Genomic DNA, 14,939 nt, shown 5'->3' with positions numbered 1-14,939 from the left:
TTCTGCGGCGTTCAACCGCCGTCCGTCTCCGGCACCGGGGTCATCACGCGCGGGCGGAAGAACCGCAGCGTGCCGGTCTCGCCCACGCGCAGCCGCACGGTGATCTCGGGCGACGCCGTGCGCAGCGGGACGATCCAGGAGCCGAACCGCGGCAGCTCCGACGTCTGGCTCGCGTGGAGCAGCGCGCCGTCCGCGTCGCGGACCTCGACGTGGACGGGCGCGTCCTGTGCCTGGCCCGGGTAGGGGTCGAGCAGCAGGCGGGTGAGGTACGCCCCCTCGGTGTTTCGCAGCGTGAGGTCGATCTCGGCCCCGGCGCCCGCCGGGGCGATGGCGGCCACGCTGCCCCAGGCGTTCAGGAGAACGACCTCGTCCTCGTCCGCCTCGACGGGCACGTCCGCCTCGACGTCGGGAACCGGGTTGTCGAGGCTCCAGCCGTTCGTCGCCTCGCGCGGCACCGGCTCGGACGTCCAGTAGCGCAGGCCCCAGGAGGTCTCGAGGATGCGTCCGCCGAGAGGCTCGAGCCCGGGGACGGGGCCGACGTCGGAGGCGAGGAACATCAGGTCGGGAGGATCCTGCGGCATGCCCCTGATGACCCTGACCTGTCGCGGATAGACCGCCGCGATCAGCCCCACGGGAAGGTAGCCTATGTTGCCGACGTTCACGGCGTCCTCGCCAGGGATGAGCAGCAGATCGGCGCGATCCCGGTCCAGGACGTCCAGCAGCGCGTTCCAATTCGCCTGCTGGCGGAGGTAGACGTCGTAGGTCCCGTTGGAACGGGTCGCATCCCAGAGCCACGCGACGATGGCGATGCCCGCCGCGACCCCGGCTGCGAGCCGCAGTGGCTCCCAGATGCGCACGTGCCGAAGCCGTGTTCCCACTCCGATTCCGAAGAAGGCCGCTCCCACGACGAGCGGATAGACCGCCTTGCGCCAATCGGTCGAGAAATTGTTCAGGCCGCCCTTGTACGTGACGTAGACGAACATCGCGAACGCGATGAACTGCCCGAGGATGAGAGCCAGCGCGCTCAGCCGTGCGGGCGTGCCGCGTTGGAGGGCTGCGCCGACGAGGCCGAAGCCGAGGGCGACCGCCAGGTGCCCGTTGTTGGTGGCCAGCCGCTCGCCGACGATCCCCATGGTCGCGACGAGCAGCTCGGTGAGCGGGACCTGCGACGGCATGCCCACCGACAGGCCGGCGTGCTCCGGGACGGCGATCCGGTAGACGAGAGTCAGGACCGTCGGGATTCCCGCGATCAAGCAGAACCGAGCGGCCAGGGCGAACCGACGGTCGCGCAACAGGATCCCCAGGAACAGCGCGCAGGGGAAGAAGAAAATGATGAAGGCCTCGCGCTTCGCGAACACGGCGCAGGCCGTGAGGATCGCGAGCAGCACCGCGTCGCCGGCGCGGGTTTCCGCTCGCGAGGTGAGAACGGCCACGTTCGCGATCCCCAACATCAGGGCGGCCGTGTAGTTCGGGCGGACGTCGAGCAGCAGCAGCGGGAACAGAGCCGCGATCGCGACCGCCGTCGCGAAGGCGGCGATCGGTCCGGCGCGCTGCGCGACGAGCAGCAGCAGCATCGCCGGAATGACGAGCGTGTTCAGGTACCAGGCGAGCCGGCTCGCATCCGGCACCAGGAGCGCGTTGAAGGCGTCCAGGACGACGCTGGAGCCATAGACCACCAAATACCAGCCTTCGAACGAGATCGATGTCAGATACGGCTCCGACAGCTTTCCCGAATGCGCCAGCGAGCGCGCCATCACATCGTGGTGGTATGTGAAGTCGAAGTGATGAATTCCGTGGCTCACGCCCGTGTACGCCTGGACGCCCCAGAACGCCACCAGAACCAGGAGACCAGCGGCGGCGGGCCGCGGAGCGGTGATCGTGCACGATCCGCGCAGGTGGAACGCGAATGCCGCCGGCACCGCCAACGCCAAGCCGATCAGCGATGCCGAGACGACGCCGAAGCTCCAGCCGAACGCGTCGAGCACGCCCGCGGCCACCGTCAGCAGCGCCTGGCCGACGAGGAAGGCGAGGAGCACCCTGCCGAGCGGGTCGAACCGCGCACGCGACAGCGCGAGAGCGCCGAGGCCGGTCGTCAGCAGGACCGATACGACGCTCCAGAACAGCACCCCCAACGCCAGCTCCCTCTCACGCGCGACCGGCGCTCAGCACTACGAACGTCGGGCGTTAGCCCCGTCGTCGTGCTCTCGTCCCCGACGTGCCATACCGCAGCGCCTGCCTGCGGACAAGCGCGCCGCCCGCGCGTTCGTGATGCGGGTGCTTTCGTGACTTGTGTTGTCTGTCATTCGCCTTGGCCTCGCAGAGTTCGCGTGGCATGGTGCGGCCGGTTCGCGGCCGGTGAACTCTGGTGCCCATCGCCGTCGATAGCCGGTCGCTCAGGACAGGCTCGGCACAAGGTGAGCCAGCGGCTGGAGAGAACATTGAAACCGCGTTTGAATGGAAGTCTTCGAGTCTTCTTGTGTGGCTGAGGCTCATGGAGTCGGTGTGAAGGGCACTATGCAGGTGATCGGCTATCGGCCAGACATCGACGGTCTCCGTGCCGTCGCGGTCGGCTCAGTACTCATCTACCATGCATTCCCGAGTTGGCTGCCGGGGGGGTTCGTGGGCGTGGACGTCTTCTTCGTCATTTCAGGCTACCTGATCACGCGCATACTCGTTTCGGAAATGTCTCGCGGCGAGTTTTCGTTCTTTCAATTTTCTCTCCGCCGTGTGCGGCGGCTTTTTCCCGCTTTGTTGCTTGTTCTGGCATTTTGTATCTGTGTTGGTTGGTTCATTTTGTTGCCTGGTGAGTATATACAGTTGGGAAAAGAAATATTCTTCTCTAGTATATTCGCTGCAAATTTTTATTTCTGGAGCCAAGTCGGTTATTTTTCGGCTAATGCTTATCAGAATCCACTGTTGCATCTATGGTCTTTGGCCGTGGAGGAGCAGTTTTATCTGCTTTGGCCACTGATGGTGTTTCTTTGTGTTAGAATCCGGATTTCACTGGTAATTATGTTCACCCTTGTTACAGCAGCATCGCTGTACGCAAGCTCAATCGTCACGTTGCACGATCCAAGCGCAGCGTTCTTTCTTCCGTTTACCCGGGCTTGGGAATTCGGAATCGGAGCGATAATGGCCGTCGTGGGCCGCAAGCCTGCATTGGTTCCACCGCAACTCGCCTCGCCGGCATCTGCCGTTGGCTCGATCCTGCTGGTTCTGTCGTTCGTCGCCATCGACGAGACCCAGCCGTTTCCCGGCCTGATCGCTCTCCTCCCAGTGGCGGGTGCTGGTCTCCTGATCGCGGCGGGTCCTGATGCGATCGTCAATAGGTTCTTTCTTTCAAGACCCGAGATGGTTGCGATTGGACTAATCAGCTACCCGCTCTACCTCTGGCACTGGCCGCTGTTGTCCTTCGCCTACATCGTCGAAGGGGGGATGCCTGCCCCTGAGGTGCGGGTCTTCGCGCTGGTGTCGAGCGTTGCGCTCGCGTACCTGACATGGTCGCTCCTCGAGCGGCGAGTTCGACGGGTCCGTGCGGCATCACTATTTTTGGTAGCTTCGATGCTGTTCTCCGGAGTTGCTGGCGCGGAGGTTTGGCGTCAGGAAGGGCTGCCCAATCGCGCGAGCGTTTCGCCTTATGTGTCGCTCGATGACCGACTTCGCCGAGACATGCGGTGGGATTATGCCGAGAATGACCTTTGCTTGGAGCGATATCCGACGGAGGCCCGGAGAGAGGGATGGTGGTTCTGTATGCTCGAGGAAGACGAGCCTGTCGACCTGATCCTTCTCGGCAATTCGTTCGCGAATCAACTCTACCCAGGGCTCGTCAATGCGGCGGGAATGGAGGATGTGAACGTCCTCAGCGTAGGCGTCTGTGACCCGGCCCTCGGCTTGAGATTTACTGCTTACGTGGCATCTCATCCTTGTCATGGCGAGAAACGGTCACGGATTGACGAATGGCTTCATGGCATCTTCGAGCGAAACGAATCGATCTCGGTAGCCGTGCTCTGGAGCCCGTGGCCGACGTTCGACGACGATGGAAATTCCGTGGACTATCACGATCCATCGCGGATCGAGGGTCGCTTCGTGAGGTTGTCCCCCGAGGAAGCGGCGTTATCGTCGCGCGACGCGTTTTTCCTCGGCCTGGAGGAGCGCATCGCCTATCTCGTTGACCGGGACATCGTGCCGGTATTGCTCCTGTCGACTCCGTTGCTTCCCTATGATCCCACTTCCTGCTTCGCACGACGTCCGCTCCAGGCTGCGAGCGAGTCGTGCGAGGTCCCGCTCAGCCACGAGCTTCTGCGCCAGAAGAATTTTCGCAGTGGGGTCAGAGACTTAGAAGAGCGATTTCCCGAGCTTGTGGTAATCGATCCACTGCCGCTCTTTTGCCGGGACGACGTATGTCGCTTGAAGGAGGGAGAAGTCACTCATTTGCGTGACATCATTCATTTGACGGCAGGTGCCAGCGCGATCGTCGGCGATCAGGTGGCGCGAGTACTTCGCGAGCGACGTCTCCGATGATGGTCTTTCGGTGGACGACACGGGTGATGCAGCGCGGTTGAAGTCAGCCTGAGCGATGGCGGCATCCACACCTGCGCACGGTCTCGGCGGCGATGCCGATCCGCCCCACGTCTTGGCCTCGCGGCGCGCCCATGCCATGGTGCGGCCGCTTCGCCGGGCGCCGCTCCGGCACCCACCCGAGTTGGTTCCCGCTTCATGTACGCCCTCACGAACAACGCGCGTCGTGCGCGCAAGCTCGCCCACATCTCCAGCCGTCGCGCGTACTGGCCCGCGCTCAGGCTGAAGGTCTTCCCGGCGATCGAGCACGAGAGCCTGTTCGAGGCCTTCGCCTTCGACACGGTGCTCGACGTCGGCGCGAACGTCGGGCAGTTCGCCGTCGTCGCCGCGGCGCTCGCGCCCGGCGCGCGCGTCCATTCCTTCGAGCCGATCGGGAGTTGCTACGAGACGCTGGAGGCGATCGCCCGCGCCTACCCGGCGATCACGCCGCACCGCTACGCGCTGGGCGCGAGCGCGGGGGAGACGGAGATCAACGTCTCCGCCTACGTGGGCTCGTCCTCGATCCTCGCCTTCGCGGAGGCCCAGGAGCGGATCTATCCCGGGACGTCCGTCGCGCGGCGCGAGCGGATCGCGGTGCGCACGCTCGCCGAGATCGCGGACACGCTGCCGGTCGAGGGCCGCACCCTCCTCAAGCTCGACGTGCAGGGCTTCGAACTCGAGGTCCTCAAAGGGGCCGAGCCGGTGCTCTCCCGCGTCGGACACGTCTATCTCGAGGGCAGCTTCGTCGAGCTCTACGAGGGCCAGGCGCTCGCGGGGGAGATCGTGGCCTGGCTGGCGCAGCGCGGCTTCACGCTGCGCAGCGTCGCCAACGTGGACACCGGCGCCGACCGGCTCCCCGCGCAGGCCGATTTCCTGTTCGCCCGCGCGACCTCCGCGGCCTGACGCGCGGCGGGCCGGCGCCCGCCGGCGAGAGGCCCGTGGAAACCACGCCGCGGGCGCGTGCTTGCCAGGGCCGGAGGTGGGGTGTAGAGCGGCGCATCCTGGAGATCAGCATGAAGATCAGCGTCGTCACCGCGAGCTTCAACTCGGCCGCGACCATCGAGGAGACGCTGCGGTCGGTCAACGCGCAGACCCACCCGGACATCGAGCACATCGTCGTCGACGGCGCCTCGCGCGACGCGACGATGGAGATCGTCCGGTCGGTCGGCGAGCGCGTCGCCGTCGCCGTGTCCGAGCCGGACCGCGGCATCTACGACGCCATGAACAAGGGCCTCGCGCTGGCCACCGGCGACGTGGTCGGCTTCCTGAACTCCGACGACGTCTACGCCCGCCCCGACGCGCTCGCGCTCCTCGCGGCGGCGATCGAGCGCGACGGCGCGGACGCCGCCTACGGAGATCTCGTCTTCGTGCCGGAGGACGACACCTCGCGCGTCGTGCGCTACTGGCGCTCGCGGCCCTACGAGCCGGGCCTGTGCGCGCGGGGCTGGATGCCGGCCCACCCGACCTTCTACGTGAAGACCGAGATGTACCGGCGCCACGGCGTCTTCGACCTCGACTACCGCTATGCGGCCGATTTCGAGATCTGCCTGCGCCTCCTCGACGTGGGACGAATCCGCGCGAGCTACGTCCCGCAGACGCTCGTGCGCATGCGCATGGGCGGCCACTCGACCGGGAGCGTGCGCGCCATCGCACGCTCGAACGTCGAATCCGCCCGCGCCTGCCGCAAGCACGGGCTGCCGGGCGGGCCGCTCTTCATCGCCCGCAAGCTCTCGCGCAAGGTCCCCGAGCTGCTCCGGCGGCCGCGGGAGGCGTGACGTGGCCGGCGGTGGCGCAAGCACGAGCGATCGGCCGCTCTCGGCGCGGGACGCGGGCGCGGCACGCCTCGGCGAACGGGTGGCCTACGCCATCGCGGCCGCGGTGCCGCTCCTCCTGATCTACCTGAGGGAAGTCACCGACGCCGCCGCCGTCGCCGCGGCGCTCGCGCTCATCCTGGCCGCCCACCGGGCGGGGCGGCTGGGAGACGTCGTCGCCACGGCGCGGCGCGCGCCGTCGACGCCCCTCGGCGTCGCCGTGCTCGCGCTCCTCGCCCTCCTCGCGACGTCGGTGGCCTGGAGCCTCGCGCCCGAGCGCGGCGCGGAGCGCGTCGCACACATGGTGGGCGTGACGGTGCTCGCCGTCGGGGCGGTCGCCGCCGCGTCGGTGGGGACGGTGCGGGCCGGGGCGCGCGCGGTCGGGCTCGCGCTCGGGCTCGCGGCGATCGTGCTCATCGCCGAGCACCACACCGGCGCCTACCTCCGCGGCGTGCTCGGGCTGCGCACGGAGATCCACCAGCTCAACCGCGGCGCCGTCGCGATCGCCCTGTTCCTGCCGCTCGCCGTGGCGCTCCTGGCCCGCGACCGGCGCTGGCTCTCGGCCGCGCTGCTGATCGTCCTGTGCTGGGTCGCGGTCATGCGCCTCACGAGCGAGTCGGCGAAGCTCGCGCTCGTCGTGTGCGCCGTCGTGGCGCCGGCGTCGCTCCTCGCACCTCGGTTCACGCGCGGCGCTCTCGCCGCCCTCGTGGGTCTCGGCATGCTCCTCGTCCCGCTCGCCGCGGGGCTCGTCGAGACGTACCTGCCGGACGTGGTCCACCGCATCGTCGGGCCGAGCTCGATCGGGATCCGCGCCGAGATCTGGTCGGCCTTCGCTCATTACGCCTGGGAACGGCCCCTGTTCGGCTACGGTGTCGAGGGCGCACACGGGTTCGTCGCGGCCATGCCCGCGGGCGTGCTGTCCGAGCGCGAGGCCTTCCTGATGAGCCTCAGCCACCCGCACAACGCGCCGCTCCAGGTGCTGTTCGAGCTGGGGCTCGTCGGGGCCGTACTCTCCGGCGTGGTGATCTGGCTCGGCGTGCGCGCCATACCGCCCATGCCGCGCGTGATGGAGGCAGCGGCACTGTCTTCGGTGGCCGGCTTTCACGCCGTCGCCGTGGTCAGCCATGGAGCGTGGCAATCCTGGTTCTATTCGCTCGGCGTTCTTCTCGCGCTCTTGTTCGTATCGACGCGGGGTCGCAACTCGAGGGGAGGGGGCCCGAGCGACGCGAGCGCCGCTTTTCCTTTGATTACAGACCGGGCGCGTGATACTCGCACCGCGACAGCGTCGAGCCCCCGGAAGTTCCGTCGCCCATGACCGAGAGACGCAAGAGAACGTCCTGGAAGCGGGTCTTCGCCGGCGCGCACGACGCGACGATGGCCGGCCTGGCGTTGTTCCTCGCACTCGCCGCGCGCTTCGAGTCGGCCGACTGGCCGGACGATCGTCTCCTCGCGATCTGGATCGTCGGCTTCGTCCTGATCTCGGCCGTGACGTTCCGCGTGTTCGGCCTCGGGCGCGGCATGTGGCGCTTCGCGTCGATCTCCGACCTGCGCGCGATCGTGCTGGCGAGCACGGTCGCGGTCCTGGCGTTCCTGCTCGTCCTGTTCCTGGTCAACCGGCTCGAGGGCTTCCCGCGGGCCGCGGCGCTGATGACATGGTTCACGCTCGTCGTCCTGCTCGGGGCGCCCCGGCTGCTCTACCGTGCGCTCAAGGACGGCGTCCTGCCGAGCCTTCGCCGCGAGCCCGTAGACGAGGAGGTGGAGACGCTCCTCGTCGTCGGCACGGCCGCGGAGGCCGACAAGGTGATCCGCACCTACGGGCTCGAGACGGCCAAGCGCTACAAGGTGCGCGGCATCGTCGACTTCACGCCCAAGAAGGCGGGTAGGGACGTCCGCGGCGTGCCGATCATCGGCCATTTCGGCGAGCTCGAGGAGATCGTGGCGCGGCTCGCCCGTGGCGGCACCACGATCGACGCGATCGTGCTCGCCCCCAACGAGAACAAGGCCCGCCTCCAGGAGGCCACCGTCGCGGCGGCGAAGATCGGCCTGCCGGTGCGCCGGATCGCGAAGACCGCGCTCACCGGCAGCGAGCCGAGCTTCGAGAGCGTCACGCTCGAGGACCTCCTCGGCCGTCGCCCGGTGAGCCTGAAGCTCGACTACGTGCGGTCGCTGGTGCACGACCGCGTGGTGCTCGTGACCGGCGCCGGGGGCAGCATCGGCTCCGAGATTGCGCGCCAGATCGCCTCGCACGGGCCGGCTCGGCTGATCGTGCTCGACCATTCGGAATACGCGCTCTACGAGATCGACCAGGAGCTGGGGACGCGCTGGGGCGACGTGCCCCGCCGCGCCGTCATCGCCAGCGTGCGCGACGTCGAGCGCATCGGCGGGATCATGGCGACGGAGCGCCCGCACGTCGTCTTCCACGCCGCCGCGCTCAAGCACGTGCCGCTGGTGGAGGCGAACGTCTGCGAGGGCGTGCTCACGAACGTCGTGGGCACGCGGGTGGTGGCCGATGCCGCGATGCGCTGCGGCGCCGCCGCCATGGTGCTGATCTCGACGGACAAGGCGATCCGGCCCACCAACGTGATGGGCGCGACGAAGCGGGCGGCCGAGGTCTATTGCCAGGCGCTCGACCTCAGCGGGTCGCGCACGCGCTTCCACACCGTGCGCTTCGGCAACGTGCTGGGCTCGACGGGCTCCGTCGTGCCGCTGTTCAAGCGCCAGATCATGGCGGGCGGGCCCGTGACCGTGACGCACCCCGAGATGCGCCGGTACTTCATGACGATCCGCGAGGCGACGGAGCTCGTCATGCAGGCGGCGGGGGTCGGCATGATCCTGCCCGACCGCGGGCGCATCTTCGTCCTCGACATGGGCGAGCCCGTCCGCATCGTCGACCTCGCGCGCACCCTCATCGCGCTCGCGGGACTGCGCCCGGACGAGGACATCAAGATCAGCTACAGCGGGCTGCGCCCGGGCGAGAAGCTCTTCGAGGAGCTGTTCGACCCCTCCGAGGTCACGGTTCCCGCGGGCGTCGACGGCGTCTTCGTCGCCTCCGTCCGCGCGGTCGAGCGCGACCTCGCCGAGCGGACCGTCGAGAGGCTGGAGGCCGCGGCCGAGTCCGGCGACGCCCGCGCCGCGCGCCGGCTCCTGGCCGAGCTCGTTCCCGAGCTGCCGGTCGATCCGGCACACGATCGCCGACAGGGTGACGCGGTGTCGTCGGCGGACGGGGCCGAGCCGGCGGCGCTGGCGCGATGACCGGTTCGGAACAGGGGCGACGGGCGTAGCAGGGGGGGCGCGTGGATGGCGGACAATGGGCAGACATGGCGCTTCGAGTTCGTGGTGTATGCCGCGAAGCGTTGGCCGCTGGTGATCGGGCTGCCGTTCCTCGTGGGCATCGCTCTGCTCGTTGCGGCGCCCCGGGGAAGCGCTCCGACGCAGCACATCGCCACGGTCGACTTGGCGATGACGGAGACGCAGCGCGAGAGGGCGGCCGTGGTCCTGGGCGGTCTCGCGAAGCGGATGAACGGGAGGGATGTCACGCTCGAGGAGTCCGGCGCCTTCGTTCGGCTCGCAGCCAGCGCGGGCGAGGCGGGCGCCGCCGAGCGGGCCATCGACGATGCGGTCGAAGCCATCCGATCCGACGAGCCATCCTGGCGGGAATGGCAGCTCCTGGAGGCCGAGCTCGCACGGGTCCGGGAGCGGCGTGCGACGGTCGGAGAGCTGCTCGGGCGCGTCTCCGGGCGAGCGCAGAGCATTCGTGACGAGAGCCTCGACGGCGTGGCCGACTTCACGGTGTCCACGATCCAGCTGCTGCGGTTCGCCGAGGAACTCGACGCGGCGGCCAGTGCGATCGTCGCACGGATCGAGGCCCTTCCCGAGGACCTCGTCGTGTCCGAGATCCGCGTGACGTCGTTCGCCCCGGTTCGGCCCGCGGCGCGCTACGTCGCGTTCACCGGCGCGGTCGGGACCCTCGCCCTCGTGCTCCTCGTGCTGTGGCTGCGCTTCGAGAAGAGCCGCGGCGGCGACTTCTGGCGGGGGCGGCTCGCGCCGCTGCTCGCGACGCTGCGCGCGCGCCCGACGTTCAAGCCGTGACGCGGGGCGCCGGGCACGATAAGGAACACCCGCGGGGTGCGAGATCGAGCGTGCGCGCCGCGCACGCGAAGGAGAGAGAGATGACGCGACGCGTCGCATTGATCACGGGCGTCACCGGCCAGGACGGCGCCTACCTGTCCGATCTGCTGCTGCAGAAGGGCTACGAGGTCCACGGGGTCAAGCGTCGATCCTCCTCGTTCAACACCGGGCGCGTGGATCACCTCTACCAGGACCCGCACGAGAAGGACCTGCGGTTCGTGCTCCACTACGGGGACATGACCGACTCGACGAACCTGATCCGCATCCTCGCCGAGGTGCGGCCCACCGAGATCTACAACCTCGCCGCCCAGAGCCACGTCCAGGTCAGCTTCGAGACGCCGGAATACACCGCCAACGCGGACGCGATCGGCACGCTGCGCCTGCTCGAAGGCATCAGACTGCTCGGCCTCGAGAAGACGGCGCGCTTCTACCAGGCCTCGACGTCGGAGCTCTACGGCAAGGTCCAGGAGATCCCGCAGCGCGAGACGACGCCCTTCTACCCGCGCAGTCCCTACGCGGCCGCCAAGCTCTACGCCTACTGGATCACGGTGAACTACCGCGAGGCCTACGGGATGCACGCCTCCAACGGCATCCTGTTCAACCACGAGAGTCCGCTGCGCGGCGAGACCTTCGTCACGCGCAAGATCACCCGCGCCGTCGCCGCGATCGAGCACGGCCTCCAGGATGCGCTCTACGTCGGCAACCTCGACGCCGAGCGCGACTGGGGCCACGCCCGCGAGTACGTCGAGGGCATGTGGCGCATGCTCCAGCAGGACGAGCCGGACGACTACGTGCTCGCCACGGGCGAGAAGCACTCCGTGCGCGAGTTCATCGAGCGCTCCTTCGCCCATGTCGGCCGCCCGATCGTCTGGCGCGGCGCGGGCGTCGAGGAGGTCGGCGTCGAGGAGCGGACCGGTGTCGCTCGGGTCTTCGTCGACGAGCGCTACTTCCGCCCGACCGAGGTCGACCTGCTCCTGGGCGACCCGACCAAGGCCCGCGAGAAGCTCGGCTGGTCGCACCAGACGACGTTCGCGCAGCTCGTCTCGGAGATGATGGACGCCGATCTCGCGCTCGCCGGGCGTGAGCGCGGCCGCAACGCCTGATCCGTCGCGGACGGCATCGGAGAGGAGAGCGCGCGTGTTCGAACTCGAGGGCAAGTCGGTCTTCGTCGCCGGTCATGCCGGCATGGTCGGCTCGGCGCTCGTGCGCCGCTGCGAGGCCGAGGGCCTGCGGGTCGTCGTCGCCGACCGCCGCGGCGTGGACCTGCGCGAGCAGGGCCAGGTCCGCGCCTTCATGGAGGCGACGAAGCCGCAGGTCGTCCTCCTGGCGGCCGCGAAAGTGGGCGGCATCCAGGCCAACGCCACGCGGCCGGGGGACTTCCTCTACGACAATCTGATGATCGCCACGAACGTCATCGAGGCGGCGCGGGTCACGGGCGTCGAGAAACTGCTCTTCCTCGGCTCCTCGTGCATCTATCCCAAGCTCGCGCCCCAGCCGATCGTCGAGGACAGCCTCCTCACCGGGCCGCTCGAGCCGACGAACGAGTGGTACGCCATCGCCAAGATCGCGGGCCTGAAGCTCTGCCAGGCCTATCGCCGCCAGCACGGTTGCGACTTCATCGCCTGCCAGCCGACGAATCTCTACGGCCCCAACGACAATTTCGATCTCGAGACCTCCCACGTCCTGCCGGCCCTGCTGCGCAAGGCGCACGAGGCGCGCGCGTCGGGCACCTCCGAGATGGTCGTGTGGGGGACGGGCACGCCGCGGCGCGAGTTCCTGCACGTGGACGACCTCGCCGACGCCTGCATTCATCTGCTGCGCCACTACAGCGGCGACGATCCGATCAACGTCGGTGTCGGGCGCGACCTGACGATCGCCGAGCTCGCCCGCCTCGTCGCGGACACGGTCGGCTTCGAGGGCGAACTCGTGTTCGACACGTCCAAGCCCGACGGAACGCCGCGCAAGATCCTCGACGTCGGGCGCCTCCACGCGCTCGGCTGGGAGGCGCGCATCGGGCTGCGCGAGGGGCTCGCGTCGTACTATGACTGGTTCGAGGCCCATCACGGAGCCGGCGCCCGGGCCCGATAGCCCGCGCCCCGGCGCCCGTAAGGTTGCACACGCGGCATGATCCTCCTCCTCGCCCTCGCCTCGGCCGCCGCGCTCTCGGCCGCGCTCGTCGTCGCGCTCTTCCCCCTCATGCGCCGCTACGCGCTGGCGCGCCCGAACGCGCGTTCGAGCCATCGGGTGCCGACGCCGCAGGGCGGTGGCATCGCCGTCGTCGGCGCGACGCTCGTCGTCGGCGCCGCGGCCCTGTGGACGGCGGGCCTCCCGCCGGAGGCGGCGACGCAGGTCCTGGTGCTCGCGGGCGCGACGCTGCTCCTCGCCGTGATCGGCGCGGTCGACGACATCCGGCCGCTGCCGGTCCTGCCGCGGCTGCTCCTGCAGGCCTTCTCGGTCGCCGCCGTCGTCTGGGCTTCCAGCGCGACGGGGCGGGTGCTCGGGATCGACGTGCCGCTCTGGCTCGAGATCGCGATCGCCACGATCGCAGGTCTGTGGTTCGTGAACCTGACGAACTTCATGGACGGGCTCGACTGGCTCACCGTCGCGGCCATGGTCCCGATCACGGCGACGATCGCCGCGCTCGGCCTCGCGGGGATCGTGGAGACGCCGGAGGGCATCGTGGCGGCGGCGCTGCTCGGCGCGCTCGTGGGCTTCGCGCCGTTCAACCGGCCGGTCGCGCGCCTGTTCCTGGGCGACGTCGGCTCGCTGCCGATCGGGCTCCTCGTCGCGTGGCTCTTGTTCGGCCTCGCCGCGCAAGGGCACGTCGTCGCGGCGATCCTGCTGCCGCTCTATTCCTGCAGCGACGCGACGCTCACGCTGCTGCGCCGCGCCGCGCGCCGCGAGCCGGTCTGGCAGGCGCACCGCTCCCACTACTACCAGCGCGCCACCGATCTCGGCCTCGGCGCGCTGGAGATCTCGGGGACGATCTTCGCCGCCAACGTCGTGCTGGCACTCCTCGCGGTGGGCTCGATCGTTGTCGAGGGCCTCGCCGCGGACGTCGGGGCGCTCGTCCTCGGGGGCGCGGTCGTGGCGGGCGTACTGCTGCGCTTCGGCCGGTCCCGCTCGCGCCTGGAGGCGACCCGATGAACGCCCCCCTCGTCGCGCTGACCGGCGCCACCGGCTTCGTCGGGCGCCATCTGCTGTCGGACCTGCGCGCCCACGGCTATCGCGTCCGCCTGCTGCTGCGCCGCCCCACCGAGGCGGCGCCGGATGCCGATTCCGCGGTCATCGGCGACCTGGCGCGCCCGATGAACATGGCGCGCGCGCTCGAAGGCGTCGATGCGATCGTCCATTCGGCCGGGATCGCCCACGCCATGTCCGGGCGGCCGGAGGACGACTACCGCTCCGTCAATACCGAGGCGACGATCGCGCTCGCGCGCGCGGCGGAGCGCGGCGGCGTGAGGCGCTTCGTGTTCCTGTCCTCCGTGCGCGCGCAGACGGGCCCGTGCGCCGACGGCGTCGTCGACGAGACGCGCCCGGCCGCGCCGACGGACGCCTACGGGCGCTCGAAGCTCGCGGCCGAGGAGGGCCTCGCGACGCTCGGGCTCGACTGGGCGGCGCTGCGCCCCGTGCTCGTCTACGGGCCGGGCGTGAAGGGCAACATGGCCTCGCTCGCCCGGCTCGCGGCGACGCCCTGGCCGCTGCCGTTCGGCGGACTGCGCGCGCGTCGCTCGCTCCTCGCGCTCGAGAACCTGGCCGAGGCGGTGCGCACCGTGATCGCCGCCGAGGGGCGGCTGTGCCGGCCCTATCTCGTCGCCGACGACGGTGCCTGGACGCTTCCCGAGATGATCGCGGCGATGCGCCGGGGGAGCGGTGGGCGCCCCATGCTCCTGCCCGTGCCGCAGGCCCTCGTCTCGGCCCTGCTGCGGGTCGCCGGCCGCGGCGAGGCCGCCGAGCGGCTGACGGGGGATCTCGTCGTGGACACGGGCGCGCTGAAGGCGCTCGGCTGGCGCCCGCTCGTCGCCACGCCCGACGGACTCGCGCGGCTGGCCCGGGACGCCGCGGCGTGAGCCGGCGCGGCCGGAGCCGGCTCGGTTCCGCCGGCATCGTCATCTGGAACGGCGTCGTGCCCGGTGCGGCGCGGGACTTCGAGCGCTGGCACGACGAGGAGCACCTGGCCGAGCGCCTCGCCATCCCCGGCTTCCTGCGCGCCCGCCGCGGCATCGCCGTCGACGGCGGCGATGCGTACCTGACGCTCTACGACGTCGCGGATGCGACCGCGATCGGCGAGGGCGCCTACCCCGCGCGGCTCGACGCACCGACCCCCTGGACGCGGCGGATCATGCCGCTGATGCGCGACACCGCCCGCATCCTGTGCCGGGTCGCGGCCGCGTCCGTGCGAGGGGAGGACGAGGGGGACCGGGAGGGCGATCGGCTCGTCGC

11 protein-coding genes and 1 pseudogene are annotated in these 14,939 nt (G+C 69.6%); 11 read left to right on the top strand and 1 reads right to left on the bottom strand.

Annotated elements, in window-relative coordinates:
- Positions 1–11: 11 nt before the first annotated feature.
- Positions 12–2,126 carry a hypothetical protein gene (locus tag AB9M23_RS22010; RefSeq protein ID WP_372426825.1) on the bottom strand — a complete coding sequence of 705 codons (2,115 nt, stop codon included), beginning with the start codon at positions 2,124–2,126 and terminating at the stop codon, positions 12–14.
- Positions 2,127–2,454: 328 nt separating this feature from the next.
- Here AB9M23_RS22010 and AB9M23_RS22005 point away from each other — a divergent pair, with 328 nt between their 5' ends.
- The 11 genes and pseudogenes from AB9M23_RS22005 to AB9M23_RS21955 all read left to right on the top strand — a co-directional run.
- On the top strand, positions 2,455–4,521 hold the full coding sequence (locus tag AB9M23_RS22005) for an acyltransferase family protein (RefSeq protein ID WP_372426824.1): 2,067 nt from the start codon (positions 2,455–2,457) through the stop codon (positions 4,519–4,521).
- Positions 4,522–4,716: 195 nt separating this feature from the next.
- Positions 4,717–5,460, top strand: coding sequence for an FkbM family methyltransferase (locus AB9M23_RS22000; protein WP_372426823.1), 744 nt, complete (start codon positions 4,717–4,719; stop codon positions 5,458–5,460).
- A 110-nt stretch (positions 5,461–5,570) separates the two neighbouring features.
- Entirely contained in the window at positions 5,571–6,332 is a 762-nt protein-coding gene (locus tag AB9M23_RS21995) for a glycosyltransferase family 2 protein (protein WP_372426822.1), read from the top strand.
- Position 6,333: 1 nt separating this feature from the next.
- Positions 6,334–7,683 (top strand): O-antigen ligase family protein, encoded by a 1,350-nt coding sequence (locus AB9M23_RS21990; protein ID WP_372426821.1) that lies wholly within the window; start codon positions 6,334–6,336, stop codon positions 7,681–7,683.
- Positions 7,680–9,620 carry a polysaccharide biosynthesis protein gene (locus tag AB9M23_RS21985; RefSeq protein ID WP_372426820.1) on the top strand — a complete coding sequence of 647 codons (1,941 nt, stop codon included), beginning with the start codon at positions 7,680–7,682 and terminating at the stop codon, positions 9,618–9,620. Before AB9M23_RS21990 ends, AB9M23_RS21985 begins: the two co-directional genes overlap by 4 nt.
- 45 nt (positions 9,621–9,665) lie before the next feature.
- A complete protein-coding gene (locus AB9M23_RS21980) occupies positions 9,666–10,457 on the top strand; it encodes a hypothetical protein (RefSeq protein ID WP_372426819.1) in 792 nt (263 codons plus the stop codon).
- A gap of 80 nt (positions 10,458–10,537) precedes the next feature.
- Positions 10,538–11,599 (top strand): GDP-mannose 4,6-dehydratase, encoded by a 1,062-nt coding sequence (gene gmd / locus AB9M23_RS21975; RefSeq protein WP_372426818.1) that lies wholly within the window; start codon positions 10,538–10,540, stop codon positions 11,597–11,599.
- A gap of 34 nt (positions 11,600–11,633) precedes the next feature.
- A complete protein-coding gene (locus tag AB9M23_RS21970) occupies positions 11,634–12,584 on the top strand; it encodes a GDP-L-fucose synthase family protein (RefSeq protein ID WP_372426816.1) in 951 nt (316 codons plus the stop codon).
- Positions 12,585–12,620: 36 nt separating this feature from the next.
- On the top strand, positions 12,621–13,643 hold the full coding sequence (locus tag AB9M23_RS21965; RefSeq protein WP_372426815.1) for an MraY family glycosyltransferase: 1,023 nt from the start codon (positions 12,621–12,623) through the stop codon (positions 13,641–13,643).
- Positions 13,640–14,566 (top strand): NAD-dependent epimerase/dehydratase family protein, encoded by a 927-nt coding sequence (locus AB9M23_RS21960; RefSeq protein ID WP_372426814.1) that lies wholly within the window; start codon positions 13,640–13,642, stop codon positions 14,564–14,566. The genes AB9M23_RS21965 and AB9M23_RS21960 overlap by 4 nt, the downstream gene beginning before the upstream one ends.
- Positions 14,563–14,939, top strand: a pseudogene (locus tag AB9M23_RS21955) (hypothetical protein); the annotation flags it as partial. The gene AB9M23_RS21960 and the pseudogene AB9M23_RS21955, both read left to right, overlap by 4 nt.

It is taken from the genome of Salinarimonas chemoclinalis, assembly GCF_041514305.1.
GTDB lineage: Bacteria > Pseudomonadota > Alphaproteobacteria > Rhizobiales > Beijerinckiaceae > Salinarimonas > Salinarimonas chemoclinalis.
The sequence above is the reverse complement of the archived record's forward strand: the minus strand, read 5'-3'. Positions and strand labels throughout refer to the sequence as shown.

Excerpts from the sequence above, each read along its gene's own strand:
- AB9M23_RS21980 (WP_372426819.1), top strand. The coding sequence starts at position 9,666 with ATGGCGGACAATGGGCAGACATGGCGCTTCGAGTTCGTGGTGTATGCC.
- AB9M23_RS21960 (WP_372426814.1), top strand. The coding sequence starts at position 13,640 with ATGAACGCCCCCCTCGTCGCGCTGACCGGCGCCACCGGCTTCGTCGGG.
- AB9M23_RS21985 (WP_372426820.1), top strand. The coding sequence starts at position 7,680 with ATGACCGAGAGACGCAAGAGAACGTCCTGGAAGCGGGTCTTCGCCGGC.
- AB9M23_RS21965 (WP_372426815.1), top strand. The coding sequence starts at position 12,621 with ATGATCCTCCTCCTCGCCCTCGCCTCGGCCGCCGCGCTCTCGGCCGCG.
- AB9M23_RS21995 (WP_372426822.1), top strand. The coding sequence starts at position 5,571 with ATGAAGATCAGCGTCGTCACCGCGAGCTTCAACTCGGCCGCGACCATC.
- AB9M23_RS22005 (WP_372426824.1), top strand. The coding sequence starts at position 2,455 with ATGGAAGTCTTCGAGTCTTCTTGTGTGGCTGAGGCTCATGGAGTCGGT.
- gmd (WP_372426818.1), top strand. The coding sequence starts at position 10,538 with ATGACGCGACGCGTCGCATTGATCACGGGCGTCACCGGCCAGGACGGC.
- AB9M23_RS22000 (WP_372426823.1), top strand. The coding sequence starts at position 4,717 with ATGTACGCCCTCACGAACAACGCGCGTCGTGCGCGCAAGCTCGCCCAC.